Source organism: Streptococcus australis (assembly GCF_015553625.1).
In the GTDB taxonomy this organism is placed as follows: domain Bacteria; phylum Bacillota; class Bacilli; order Lactobacillales; family Streptococcaceae; genus Streptococcus; species Streptococcus australis_B.
The window spans coordinates 1-13,532 of the sequence record NZ_JADNGY010000012.1; the positions used below are offsets into that span (position 1 = coordinate 1).

General features: G+C 36.4%; 11 protein-coding genes and 3 tRNA genes. 7 read left to right on the forward strand and 7 right to left on the reverse strand.

All coding sequences use genetic code 11. The features are described 5' to 3' along the window. Positions 1 to 177: 177 nt before the first annotated feature. From I2D56_RS09120 to I2D56_RS09140, 5 genes are all read right to left on the reverse strand, one after another. Positions 178 to 369, reverse strand: coding sequence for a DUF951 domain-containing protein (locus I2D56_RS09120; RefSeq protein ID WP_129822612.1), 192 nt, complete (start codon positions 367 to 369; stop codon positions 178 to 180). 63 nt (positions 370 to 432) lie between these two features. Beyond that, positions 433 to 1,569: a DNA polymerase III subunit beta gene (gene dnaN / locus I2D56_RS09125; RefSeq protein WP_123160750.1), complete on the reverse strand. Its 1,137-nt coding sequence runs from the start codon at positions 1,567 to 1,569 to the stop codon at positions 433 to 435. Between the two features lie 160 nt (positions 1,570 to 1,729). Further along, positions 1,730 to 3,100 (reverse strand): chromosomal replication initiator protein DnaA, encoded by a 1,371-nt coding sequence (gene dnaA, locus I2D56_RS09130; protein WP_195348409.1) that lies wholly within the window; start codon positions 3,098 to 3,100, stop codon positions 1,730 to 1,732. Positions 3,101 to 3,349: 249 nt separating this feature from the next. Next, positions 3,350 to 4,111 (reverse strand): ParB/RepB/Spo0J family partition protein, encoded by a 762-nt coding sequence (locus tag I2D56_RS09135; protein ID WP_129822611.1) that lies wholly within the window; start codon positions 4,109 to 4,111, stop codon positions 3,350 to 3,352. Positions 4,112 to 4,176: 65 nt separating this feature from the next. Continuing rightward, on the reverse strand, positions 4,177 to 5,355 hold the full coding sequence (locus I2D56_RS09140) for a S1C family serine protease (protein ID WP_129822610.1): 1,179 nt from the start codon (positions 5,353 to 5,355) through the stop codon (positions 4,177 to 4,179). Positions 5,356 to 5,556: 201 nt separating this feature from the next. On the opposite strand from I2D56_RS09140, the gene rlmH reads away from it, so the two are divergent. The 7 genes from rlmH to I2D56_RS09175 all read left to right on the forward strand — a co-directional run bounded on the left by rlmH (position 5,557) and on the right by I2D56_RS09175 (position 8,816). Continuing rightward, on the forward strand, positions 5,557 to 6,036 hold the full coding sequence (gene rlmH, locus I2D56_RS09145; protein ID WP_195214270.1) for a 23S rRNA (pseudouridine(1915)-N(3))-methyltransferase RlmH: 480 nt from the start codon (positions 5,557 to 5,559) through the stop codon (positions 6,034 to 6,036). 44 nt (positions 6,037 to 6,080) lie between these two features. Continuing rightward, positions 6,081 to 6,154 (forward strand) — tRNA-Arg (locus I2D56_RS09150). A gap of 245 nt (positions 6,155 to 6,399) precedes the next feature. Then, complete coding sequence (locus I2D56_RS09155) at positions 6,400 to 6,543, forward strand: bacteriocin (RefSeq protein WP_082160962.1); 144 nt, start codon at positions 6,400 to 6,402, stop codon at positions 6,541 to 6,543. Next, complete coding sequence (locus tag I2D56_RS09825) at positions 6,543 to 7,862, forward strand: sensor histidine kinase (RefSeq protein WP_229050211.1); 1,320 nt, start codon at positions 6,543 to 6,545, stop codon at positions 7,860 to 7,862. The genes I2D56_RS09155 and I2D56_RS09825 overlap by 1 nt, the downstream gene beginning before the upstream one ends. Further along, positions 7,863 to 8,615, forward strand: coding sequence for a response regulator transcription factor (locus I2D56_RS09165; protein WP_154854253.1), 753 nt, complete (start codon positions 7,863 to 7,865; stop codon positions 8,613 to 8,615). Between the two features lie 47 nt (positions 8,616 to 8,662). Further along, positions 8,663 to 8,734: transfer RNA gene (locus tag I2D56_RS09170), tRNA-Glu, on the forward strand. An 8-nt stretch (positions 8,735 to 8,742) separates the two neighbouring features. Beyond that, positions 8,743 to 8,816 (forward strand) — tRNA-Asn (locus I2D56_RS09175). A gap of 80 nt (positions 8,817 to 8,896) precedes the next feature. Here I2D56_RS09175 and I2D56_RS09180 read toward each other — a convergent pair. Together I2D56_RS09180 and I2D56_RS09185 are read right to left on the reverse strand one after the other, a co-directional pair. Then, entirely contained in the window at positions 8,897 to 11,485 is a 2,589-nt protein-coding gene (locus I2D56_RS09180) for a YfhO family protein (protein WP_229050212.1), read from the reverse strand. A 62-nt stretch (positions 11,486 to 11,547) separates the two neighbouring features. Continuing rightward, positions 11,548 to 13,170, reverse strand: a complete 1,623-nt coding sequence (locus tag I2D56_RS09185; RefSeq protein ID WP_006595336.1) for an ATP-binding cassette domain-containing protein — start codon at positions 13,168 to 13,170, stop codon at positions 11,548 to 11,550. Positions 13,171 to 13,532 lie beyond the last annotated feature (362 nt).

Below are 13,532 nucleotides of genomic sequence, written 5' to 3' on the forward strand. Positions count from 1 at the left end.
GAGAGTGGGACAGAAATCGGTAATTCGTTAGAATTCGATTTCGTCGTCCCACCTCCGCACAGTTGAGTAGGGCTGTAAAAGCTGATGAAATCAGCGTAGTAGAGCCCACTCAACCACTGCGTCTTGCTCAACAATCCAAAAATAATTGAGAGGCTAGGACTTTTGTCCCAGCCTCTTTTACAATACTTTTTTTAATTTTTGATCGAAATCATGACGGCTCATCATGACCATATGATCACAATTGCTACAACGAATTTTGATATCTGCCCCTACTCGCCGAATTTCCCAACGATTGGCTTTTTTCCCTGTTGCTTTGATGATACAAGCATGGGGTTTTTTCATTTCTACAAAATCACCGACCTGATACATGGATTTTCCTTTCATCAACATAGAAGACGAAAAGCTAGCCTTTTTGATGCTAGCTTTTGGCCCTTAATTGGTCCGAACTGGTGTAATTAATTGAATGAAGCGTTCAGATTCCTCTGCTGGTACCAATGTAAAGGGACGAACTGCAGAGATGAAGCGAATGACGACTTTTTCACTTTCAATAGCTTTCAAAGCGTCAATCAAATAAGTTGGATTAAAGCTGATGTTCAAATCATCTCCCGAAACTGCTTCTGTATCAATTTCTTCATTCACACGCCCTACCTCAGGAGAATTTACGTGAGCAGAAACGACTCCACTAGCGATTTCTAATTTAACAGTACCATTTTGAGTAGCGTTAGACAAAAGGCGGGCCCGTTCCATTGCTTGGCGAAGATGAGCAACTTTAAAGGTTACTTCAGAACTAAACTCTGTTGGAATCAAGCGATCTGTATCTGGATAGTTTCCTTCTAGTAAGCGTGTATAGAAACTGATATTGTCACTTCTAAATAAAATCTGGTTATTGGCAAAGAAGACTTCAACCTGTTCAATTTCATCTGAAAAGACAGACGTTAACTCGCGTAAAGAACGGCTTGGAATCACAACATCAAAGTTATCCCCATTTTTTTCAAGAGTAATATTTTTTTGACTCATTCGATGAGAATCTGTTGCCACCGTTTTTAATTCCTTGTGATCAGAAAGAACAAAATGGACTCCTGTCAAAATCGGACGACTTTCTTGGGTACTTGCTGCAAAAGCTGTTTCAGAAATGATTTTCTTCAAGGTTTGAATTGGGAGCGTTAGAGGGTTGCTAGCAGAAATTTCTTGAATGCGAGGATATTGTTCTGCATCTTTCCCTTTAAGGGTAATTTCTGATTTCCCACTAACTAATACAATTTGTTTTTGTTCGATTTCTTTCACATCTAAAACGACATCTGGTAGACTTGAGACAACATTGATAAAGAAAGTTGCTTCTAAGAGAATAGCGCCTGGTGTTGTTACTAGAAGGCCTGCATTTTTATCTTTAACAGAAATAAAGTATTCAATTGAAATTTGTCCATTTGATCCAATGAGAGTAATTCCTTCAGAAGTTACGTCAATCTTAATAGTAGATAAGATAGGAATTGCATTTTTTGAACTAATGGCTCTTTTTGTCGTATTTAAAGCTTGTAGGAAATAAGCCTTGTTAATAGAAAAATTGATCATGAGATCTCCTTTTATTATTTTAGTATTAGTAAGTTAATAGTAATAGTAGAGTGTGTGGAACATGTGGAAAAGTCTTCTAAAGCCAGACAGGAATTGAAAAGTTCCTTGTTTACAACATGTGGAAAAAGAAGCAAGTTTTTCTATGATTGTCCACATGAGATTACTTTAATTTTTTCTTGATAGTTTGAATCTCGAGTCTGAGATTGTCATCAATTTCGATCATCCCTTTGATTTTTTCATAAGCATGCATGACTGTTGTGTGGTCTTTTCCTCCAAATTCACGACCAATACGGGGAAGACTATTATCAGTCATTTCGCGGGCGAGGTACATAGCTACTTGTCGAGCTAGGACAATATTTTGAACCCGTCGAGTGCCTTTCATTTCATTGACACTGACATTGTAAAATTTTCCAACCTCAGCTTGAATCTTTTCAATAGGAATTACAGTGATTTGTAAAGATTCATTCTTACGAGCTCGAATGGCTTCGGCTGCGACATCAATTGTAATATCTTTGATTTTTTTAACTCTTGCCACGAGAGAAATATCATTCAAAGCACCTTCTAAGTCTCGGACGTTCGAATCAAATTGACCTGCTAGGTATTCAAGAGTATCATCTGGGAAAGTAAAGTCTAGGTCTTCGATTTTATTTCTCAAAATAGCAATTCGCGTTTCAAAATCTGGTGGTGTAATATTTTGAGTCAAGCCCCACTTAAAGCGCGTGACTAGACGTTCTTCTAAGCTATCTAAATGATCAGGACTACGATCGCTGGTTAGGACAATCTGCTTATTATCCCCATAAAGAGCATTAAAGGTATTAAAGAACTCTTCTTGAGTTGTAACCTTTTTTCCTCCAAGCGATTGAATATCATCAATTAAGAGCAAATCCAAGTTTCGATAGGTTTTTTTAAAGGTATCCATATCATTGAGGCGAAGACGCTCTAAAAATTCATTGATAAAGGATTCTGCTGGGATGTATTTTACTCGAGCATTTGGGTAGTTTTCCATAATCTGATTCCCAATCGCGTTGAGCAAATGCGTTTTACCTAAACCGGGTCCTCCATAGATAAATAAAGGATTATAAGTGGTAGCAAGGTTTTCAGAAACTGCTAAAGCGGCAGCCAAAGCCCATTGATTTCCATCTCCACTTACAAAATTATCAAAGGTGTATTTCTTTCTTAATCCTGTTTGGATAGGAGGCAAATCTACTATCGGAGCATGGCTCACTGCATAGTCTCTATTCATTTCTGAAAGGGGAATAAACTCTTTTTCTTCTTCCTCTTCTTCAAGATTGAATTGATAGGAAATGGTTAATTCTACTGCATAAATTTCAAATCCAGCAGTCAAAATCACCTTTGTCATATTCTCTTCCCAGAATAATTTTTTCACTTCCGCATCTAAATAAATAACGGCTTCTTGTTGATCGACTTTGATGAGTCTTGAAGTAAGGACAAAATAGTCAAAGATTTCTTTTTTAAATGTCTTTTTACTTAATTCAATCACACGATTCCAGAATGTTTCTTCTCTTGACACTTATCGCCCTCCTATTCATTTTTACTTGCTATGTTTTTCTTATTTTATCATAAAAGGAGGGAGTTTTCCACAACTTGTTCTGAGGGAATAAAAAAGAGTTTTTTCCACAATATGTGAATAGTTATCCCCAATGTGTGTAGAAGTTTTCCACAAGTTGGGGAAAAGAGAGAAGAAAGTAGGAATATCAAGTAAGGAGGATTTTTGAAGAAGTGGATAATTCTGTTAATTGTTCTATAAAAAATAACAGCCTCATTTGAGACTGTTAATAATTCGCTGGTATTCATCAAGGTTGTTAAATGAAATATGAATACTACCTTTTTCTTGTTTTGTCAGACGGATTTCTACTTCGGTTCCCAGCATCTTTTTTAATCTGTTTTCTTCCTGTGCTAAAAAGAGTTCTTTCTCTTTTTTACTTGGCCTTTTCTTTTTTTGACCAACCTTTTCTTCCAAACTACGAACGCTTAGCCCTTCTTTCAGAGTTCGTTCCAACCAATAGATTTGTTGATCTTCTTTTAAAGGAACTAAAATGCGGGCATGTCCTTGTGAAATTTGATCATTTTTGATGGCTTCTTTGACAGCTGGTGAGAGATGAAGCAAACGGACCATGTTGCTGATGTAAGGACGAGATTTTCCCATAAATTGTGCAATTTCTTCATGGGTAGCCCCTTTATCAATAAGATGTTGGTAGGATTCGGCCTCTTCAATTGGATTCAAATCTTCCCTTTGTAAATTTTCGATAATGGCTTGTTTGATCATGTCATCATCTGATAATTCTCTTATAATCGCAGGGATTTCTTTGAAACCAGCCATTTGAGCTGCTCGGTAGCGTCTTTCTCCAGCAAGTAGTTCATAACCAACAATCGGAGATTTTCGAACAATAATGGGCTGGATTAATCCATTTTCTTTGATTGAAGCTGCGAGTTCTTCTAATTTTTCTTGTACAAAGGTTTGACGAGGTTGAAAAGGATTGGTTCGTATTTGCTTTACGTCAATAATATCAATTTTTTCCATGATGTATATAGCATAACACACCTTTACAATTTCGTAAAGGTGTGTTGACACTGTTGTAAATTTACTTAATTTCCAAGATTTTCTGTAGATTTTGTCAGCTCAATGGTAGCTGTTTTTTGCTTACCATCTCTATAGAAAATGATTTTAATTTTATCACCAATTTGATGAGAATAGAGGGCAGATTGTAAATCTGCAGTTGATTCAATGTTTGTGTCATCGATTTTTGTAATGATATCTAATCGACGCAAATATTTGGATGCCGGCATATCATTTTCAACTGAGCGGACAAGAACCCCACCTTTGAGTTTGCTTGGAATGTCTAATTGGCTAAGATCAGAAGAGGATAGGTTAGCCAGGTCCATCATGGTAATTCCAAGAGCTGGACGAATGACTTTACCATCTTTTTCTAAATGTTCAATAATATTTTGTACATCATTTACAGGAATTGCAAATCCCATTCCTTCAACCGCAGTTTGGCCATTTGAAGAGATTTTACTTGAGGTAATTCCGATGACTTGTCCCTGAATATTGATAAGGGGACCACCAGAATTCCCTGGGTTGATTGCAGCGTCCGTTTGCAACGCTTTTGTAGATACATTTTGGCCGTCTTCTGATTTGAGCTTCACAGTACGTCCGAGACTAGAGACAATCCCTTGGGTAACGGAATTGGCAAATTTTGTTCCTAAAGGACTACCAATAGCGATTGCGGTCTCTCCAACAGTCAACTTAGATGAATCCCCAAATTCAGCCACGGTCGTAACATTATCTGAACTGATTTTAACAACCGCAATATCTGAGAAAGTATCAGAACCAACAACTTCTCCAGAAACTTTATTTCCATCTGCAAAGAGAATATCGGCTTTTGTTGCTCCCATTAATACGTGGGCATTTGTTACTAAATAAGCGTCTTTACCGTCTTTTTTATAGATAACACCTGAACCTTCACTAGCTACTTCTGGATCAGAATCTGTTTCTCCATTGATGAAGCCTTTTTCAGAGGTTTCAGCATAGGTAATAACAGAAACAACAGCATTTTTAACCTTATCAACAGCTTCACTAGTTGATGTTGTATTCTTATAAGCATGATTAACTTTGGTAGATTTTATTTCTTGGCTAGGATTTGTAGAATTCCCCTTGGTAAACTGGAAAGAGGTCAAGGTCCCTAAGATTCCTCCAGTAAACCCAATGACAAGAACAAGTAAAAGTTGCAAAATTTTTTTTAGAAAATTTGATGGTTGTTTCATAGTTTTCTCCTATTGTTCCAATTATGGAAAAGTATAGACCTAGTTTCTTAATTATAACTTAAAATGGAAATTTTTTCCACAAGTTGTGGAAAACTGTGTATAAGTGTGAAAAACGTGAGAATAGAGCCATTTTTTGAAAGATAGATTCTGTCTTATTTGTTGAAGACTTGTGTATAAGTTCATTTGTGTTAGAATATGAATATGAAAATTAAAATTGTAACAGTTGGAAAATTAAAAGAAAAGTATTTAAAAGATGGAATCGCCGAGTATACGAAACGCTTGGGGCGGTTTACGAAGCTAGAAATGATAGAATTGCCGGATGAAAAAACTCCTGATCGAGCAAGTGATTTAGAAAACCAGCAAATCCTTGAAAAAGAAGGAAATCGTATACTAGCTAAAGTTGGAGATCGTGAGTATGTGATTGCCTTAGCGATTGAAGGGCAACAATTTCCATCTGAGAAGTTTAGTCAAACCCTAGAAGAGGTCACTGTACGAGGGTATTCTGAAATTACCTTCGTGATTGGAGGGAGCCTAGGATTGTCTCCAGCAGTTAAAAAACGAGCGAATTTACTTATGAGTTTTGGAAAGTTAACCCTTCCCCATCAATTGATGAAGCTTGTTTTAATCGAACAAATTTACCGGGCATTTATGATTCAACAGGGAAGTCCTTACCATAAATGAATCTTGACGCTCCTCCTATTTTCTGATAGAATAAAAAGACATCTGGTCTCATAGCTCAGCTGGATAGAGCATTCGCCTTCTAAGCGAACGGTCGCAGGTTCGAATCCTGCTGGGATCAAAATAAAAAAACGTGATTTTTACAGAAATCACGTTTTTTTATTACTTGTTTTTTTTAAAAAAAACTAGAGTTTTTTCTAAACAGATAGGATAAAAAAATTGTAAAAACTTGATTTTTTGTTCCAAATAGCTGTAAAAATGAACCAAATAGCGAAAATGTAAAAAAAGTCTTTGATTTTTTACTAAAATTTATGTATATTAAATTTAATAATTTAATGATCAAATAAATTATAAGGAGATTTTTTTATGAAAAACAATCCATCGACAGTTTCTAAAGCATTTAAGGTTCTTACAGAAAAAGAATTGCAGCAAATTTGTGGAGGGGATAAACGCAAAAAAAATAATTTTTCTGATCTTATTGGGCTTATTTTTGGTAGAGGAGGAAACTGATGTTTCTAAATACCCTATTCTCAATTTTAACTATTTTTACAATTTTTTTATCTTTTTTAAAAATTGATCAAAAACTTAATAAATATAGTAAACAATTGATTTTAGGATCTGGTGTTGTTGCTGTATTTGTCATCACAGTGGTCTTAGATTACTTTGATTTACATATTGATTATCTAATGTTATGTCTATGGCCACTATTTCTTTATCTTTATTACTATTTTATTTGTAATCTTCAACGTCAGATAGCGGTTCTTTACTCATTCATCATTTATCTAGCAGTTGAAAGTACAGATACATTTTTATCTGTAATTACTTCTTCTATTTTTGGTGATAGTATAATTAACCAATACTCTGATTATTACTTTTTAACTATTCGAATTATCTCACTTATTTTAATTATGAAGGTATTAACGATTCTCGAAGTGAATCTTCTCTATTTTAAAGAGCGGGTTTTTAAGAAATTTGTCCAGCAATTGATCGTTAGTTATCTTATTTTAACCTTAGTATTGAATGCTTCTCATTGGATAAGTGATATTGCTCATTTCAATAGTTTTGGTAGCATGGTAGCAACGATTTGTTTCTTGATCTTTATCGGAACCATGGTTCAAATGAAGACGGTTCGAGATCGTTATGAAAAGAAAATGGAGTTGAAGCAAAAGAGGTTCGAACAACGCCAAATGGAGCAGTATATGAATAAAATTCAAGGCCTCTATTTAGAATTAAAAGGTTTTCGTCATGATTTTGGCAATATTATCACTTCCTTAAATTTAGCGATTGAGGAAGAAAATATTGAGGATATTAAACGAATTCAAAGAGATGTTCTTGAAGAATGCTACGGTCAACTCCAAAAAGAAGAATATACAGGATTTGACCTAGGAAATATTCGAGATTCTGCTTTGAGAAGTATCCTAAGTAGGGGATGGATCTATGCGGAGGAAATGGGTGTCAAACTAACCTTTGAAACAGAAGATATTATTGAAAAGGTTCCCATGAGATTATTGGATCTTGTACGAACTGTCGGAATTTTAGTCAATAATGCTATTGAAGCTGCTAAAATGAGTCAAGAAAAAGAAGTTCAAATAGCGGTTTTTAATATGCCGAATGGAGTGCATCTGATCATAAAGAACTCTATTTCTGATGAACCGATTAATTGGAATAAGCTCTATGAAAAGGGATTTTCAACTAAGGGGGATCGTAGAGGAATGGGCCTTGCGATTGTAAAAGAGCTTATTGGAGAATATGCTGCTATTTTTCTAGAGACAGAGTTGATCAATGGAAGATTTACGCAGAGCTTAGTTATTGGAGAGAAAGGAAGATAGATGAATATTGTATTGCTAGAGGACGAAATTTCTCAACAAGTTCGAGTAGAGAAACATGTGAAAGCTATCGCTGAGGAGGAAGGCCTACGATTAAATATTGTTTCCACCAGTAAAATAACTGAACTAAAGGAATATCTAACCAATGGTGATTTTCATCAGCTTTTCTTCCTTGACATTGATATCAAAGGGGATGAAAAAGCTGGTATCAAGGCAGCTCAAATGATTCGTGAGGTCAATCCTTTTGCGATCATTGCCTTTATCACGACGAAATCGGAATTTGCTACTATTACCTATCGTTACAAGGTATCAGCTCTTGAATTTATTGAAAAAACCTTGAATGAAAACTTGTTTAAGGAAAAAATTAGAGAATGTATTCTCTACTTGAAGAAGAATGTGATTGAAAATAAAAATATCATTGATTTCTTTGAGTATAGTTTCAAAAATATGGAAATTCGAGTGCCATATCGAGATATATTGTACATTGAAACAACTGGAGTTTCCCACAAATTGCGACTTGTTGGAAAGAATTTTCAAAAGGAATTTTTAGGGACTATCAAGGATATACTTGAAAAAGATGTGGACAATCATTTCTTCAGTCCTAATCAGTCTTATCTAGTGAATCAAAGAATGATTGTCAGTTTTGATCGTCGCAAGAGACTCTTGATGTTAGAAGAGGAGACAACTTGCCCTGTTTCTCGTACACAGGTGAAAAGGGTCGAAGAATTATTAAATAAAATACAGAAAAAGGCTTGACAATTTTTGAATCGATGGTATAATGGGATATGTTCTGTTAATGACATGGTCCGTTGGTCAAGGGGTTAAGACACCGCCTTTTCACGGCGGTAACACGGGTTCGAATCCCGTACGGACTATATCTCATTCCGCCATAGCTCAGTTGGTAGTAGCGCATGACTGTTAATCATGATGTCGTAGGTTCGAGTCCTACTGGCGGAGCTAAACTAGCATCCTAAGGGATGCTTTTTTGTATAAAATAAGAGCCCCTTCAAACTGATGGGGCTCTTTATGATGCGAATTTACTGATTTTTTGAGGATTGAGATTTCTTTCGAATAGCATTGTAGCAAGCGAAGGAAAGAATTCCGAGTAGGAAAGCGATGGTTCCTTCTTTTAACCCATGTGGAATGAACTGTAGAACAACCTGTCCTTTTCCTTTAGGGACATCAACAGTCATAAATCCTTTTTGAGCCCTTTGAATAGGGACAGGTTGATTATTGATTGTCGCTGTCCACCCTTTATCATAAGGAAGGGTGAAAAAGAGACTTGTATGGTGGTCTGCTGTAAAATCTGCAGTGACGGTATTTCCTTTGGTTTGCACATGAACTTCTTGTTGGTGCAACCATTCAAAGGCTTCCTGGTAGGCTTGAAGGTTCAAAGCAAAAAATTCTGGATTTTGGAAGGTTACTGTAGAATTTTCAGGGAAGGCAATTCGAACCTTAACAGTTTCTCCTGCTGTAAAGTGACCAATGGTGAAGAATGGAAATACATTGTCTGTTGTATAGCGGTTGACTTGGCCATTCGTAATGATTTCAACATCTGTATAATCTTCATTTTCAAATTCTAAAGAAGGAAGGTTCACGTAAAGTTGACTATCGTTTTGAATGTAGAGCTCATATTCGATACTGGCATAGGTCAGAAAACTATCTGCTTCAACTTTAGCTTTCTGAGGACCTTGAGAAGGATCATCTGCACCAGTTTTCAGTGGATGTAATCGCTGATAGTAAGTCAACGATTGACCCGTTAGATGATTGAGAAAGTTCTTTTGGTTATCCAAGGTTAGATTAGAAAATTGGATATCCTTGTAGGGACTTGCGGTTAAAAATGCTAGTGAAAGAGCTTTTTCATTTTGATACAAGGTCTGATTTCCTTGCGTTTCCAATTTATGAAAAGCAAACTTTTGAGGATTCCTATCTGAAATATTGTATTTGATCCCGAACAGACTGTCCATTAGTAAAGTATTGTTTTGATAGCGCAAGTTCAAGTTGGTTCCATCTGATTTAAAACCGAGTTTATCTAGGGTCGAACTGGTATCTGTATTTCTGACAGATGAAAACTGGGAGATCCCTCTAAAATTGTATTTCATGCTGTCATTACCTGTTTGAGGTTGGAGAATCTCTGTTCGGTAAAATTCTTGATCATCCTGTAAACTTGATGTCAATTTATCAATTGATGGAATCTTTCCTTGGTAAGAAGAACGAGCTGCAAATACCCATTCATTTGCAATTCCATCGATCTGATAATAGCTGTTTATACTAATTTCAAACAAACAGAAGAAAAGAATAACAGCAGAAAAAATGGGATGAGAAAGTTTACGAACTGTAAAGGCAAGTGTCACAGTAAAGAATACAAGAAGAAATTCTAGTGTCAATACATAATGACTGCTTGTCAAGAAAGGATAGTGCTTGCGATAGAGAAAGGTGAGGATAAATCCAATACTAAGCAAACTAACAGCTAGGCAGAGTCGTTGCCAATTGATTTCTTTTATCCGATTGAGGACCTCTGCTGCCATGAACAAAATAGTCAATGAAAAGAGCCAGGCATAACGGTGAAGAAACATATTAGGAGCATGCATTCCCTGCCAGAATAAATCCAAAGCTTGTAAATAGAAACTTGCAATAAGAATGACTAATAAGGTCAAATATGCTAGTTTCACGTGAAACCGAATCGATTTGACAAAGAAAAATAGAAAGGCAAGTAAGAATGGAAATAGACCAACATAAATCATAGGGATAGCCCCATATTTTGTTGTATCAAAGCTACCAATCAAATTCTTTGCAAAAACGTCTAAGTACCAACTATTTTCTGTAAAGGTTCTTGTAATCTTGGTAAAGTTTTCTCCATGAGTTCGTAAATCCAATATGGTGGGGTAAATCATGATCAAGCTAGTGACCCCTGCTAAAATTGACACAATTGTAAAGTCAAAGAAAGAAGATATTCTTTTTTTAAAGTCCCAGGAAAGCTGCGTGAAATACCATAATGTCAAGAAGATAGCCATCATAAATCCAAAATAATAATTTTGGATGAAGAGGATAGTCAAGCTTGTAAAGTAGAGAACCCGCTTCTTTTGAGTCATCAAACGGTGTAAACCTAACAGAATAAGAGGAGCCAAAATGAAGACATCGAGCCAGGTTTTGATTTCAATCTGACTGATGGAGAAGCTCATTAACGCAAACAAAGTTGACAGTGAAAGGATCAAGAATTTTTGTAGTTGAGGATAGATTCCTTTAATGGAGTGATAAGTTGACAACCCTATCAATCCTATTTTTATCAGTGTAAAGAGATAGACGGAATCAACCATGGATAAACTGTCAAAGAAGAAGACAAAGGGAGATAAAAAACTGCCCAAATAATAGCTAGAAAGAGCGTAAAAATTTAAGCCCAGTCCACTTGTAAAGCTGTAAAAAAGGCTGTCGGTTCCGTGTAAAATATTTCGTAAGGTAACGTCGAAAATAACGTATTGATGAAAACCATCGCCTAATAAAGGAGAAGTCTCACTACCCCAATAAATACCTTGACTGAGGTAGACAAAAAATAAGATTGTAAAGGGAAGTAAAAAAGCTGTAAAGTAAAATATGATGGGGTGTGATAAATATTTTTTAAATTTCATATACTCTATTGAAAGACCCTGAAACAAAGGTTCCAGGGTTTTTGATCATTTTGAGTGATTTCTTAGTCTTTCCAAAGTTCTTTGACTTTTGCTTGAACTTCTTGGTTTTCTAAGAATTCGTCATAGGTTTCATCAATCCGGTCAATAACACCATTTTTTGAAAGAACAATGATATGGTTGGCAAGAGTTTGAATAAACTCATGGTCGTGACTGGCAAAGATGATCGATTCTTTGAAGTTTTTCAATCCATCGTTTAAGCTTGAAATAGATTCCAAATCCAAGTGATTTGTAGGATCGTCAAGTACAAGAACGTTTGACTTCAAAAGCATGAGTTTTGAAAGCATCACGCGTACCTTTTCTCCCCCTGACAAGACGTTTACAGGCTTGTTAACCTCGTCTCCAGAAAAGAGCATACGTCCGAGGAATCCACGAAGGAAGGTATTGTCATCTTCTTCTTTACTTGCGAATTGACGGAGCCAGTCAAGGATCGACTCTCCACCTGCAAAGTCAGCTGAATTGTCTTTTGGTAAGTAAGAGCGACTAGTTGTGACACCCCACTTGACAGTTCCTTCATATTCGATTTCACCCATAATAGCGCGGATCAAGGCAGTTGTTTGGATGTCGTTTTGTCCGATAAGAGCTGTCTTGTCACCTGGACGCAAGATGAAGCTGATGTTGTCAAGTATAGTTTCACCGTCAATCTTTACAGATAAGTTTTCTACTGTCAACAAATCATTCCCGATTTCTCGTTCAGCTTTAAAGCTGATAAATGGGTATTTCCGGCTAGATGGGACAATTTCTTCTAACTGAATCTTGTCAAGCATCTTTTTACGCGAAGTTGCCTGTTTAGATTTTGAAGCATTGGCAGAGAAACGAGCCACAAATTCTTGTAATTGTTTGATTTTTTCTTCTGCTTTGGCATTACGATCTGCTAACAACTTGGCAGCCAGTTCAGATGATTCTTTCCAGAAATCATAGTTACCGACATAGAGTTTGATTTTTCCAAAGTCCAGGTCGGCCATGTGAGTACAGACTTTATTCAAGAAGTGACGGTCGTGGGATACAACGATAACAGTATTCTCAAAATCAATCAAGAAATCTTCTAGCCAGGTAATGGATTGAATATCAAGACCGTTGGTCGGCTCGTCCAAAAGAAGGACATCTGGTTTACCAAAGAGAGCTTTGGCTAGGAGGACTTTCACTTTATCCCCATTTGCTAGTTCACTCATATTTTGGTAGTGGAGCTCTTCTGGAATATTCAGGTTTTGGAGGAGTTGTGAAGCTTCGCTTTCTGCTTCCCAACCACCTAGTTCAGCGAATTCTCCTTCAAGCTCTGCTGCACGGACACCATCTTCATCTGAAAAATCTTCCTTCATATAGATAGCATCTTTTTCTTTCATGATGCTATAAAGTTTTTCATTTCCCATGATAACGACGTCAATGGCACGCTCATCTTCGTAATCAAAGTGATTTTGACGAAGAACAGAAAGACGTTCGTCTGGACCAAGAGAGATGTGACCAGTTGTTGGTTCAATATCCCCAGCTAAAATTTTTAAAAAGGTTGATTTCCCAGCACCATTGGCCCCAATCAAACCATAGGTATTTCCTTCTGTAAATTTGATGTTAACATCATCAAACAATTTTCGATCACTAAAACGTAGTGAGACGTCTGTTACTGTTAGCACGTATATTTCTCCTCTATTTCTGTCTATATAAGCCTATTTTACTAGAAAACGCTTGATTTTTCAATGAATACCCTTAAGCATTTGAGGGAGATGATTATGGAGGATAAAAGAGAGAAGAACTTGACTTTCCCTTGATGTCATTATATAATGAAAATCAATCAGAAGAGTAGTCTAGATTCGTTTTTTAGAGAGCTTATGGTCGCTGAAAATAAGCAATGAACTAGCATGAAATGGACTGATATTCAAATAGAATCTGAACCAATAGAGATTCGGCTAGCAGGCCTTATGTGCAGCTCATTTGTGATGAGCCAGAGGGAACACCAGATGTTGTTCTAAGTGAGGTGGCACCGTGTCTCAGACGC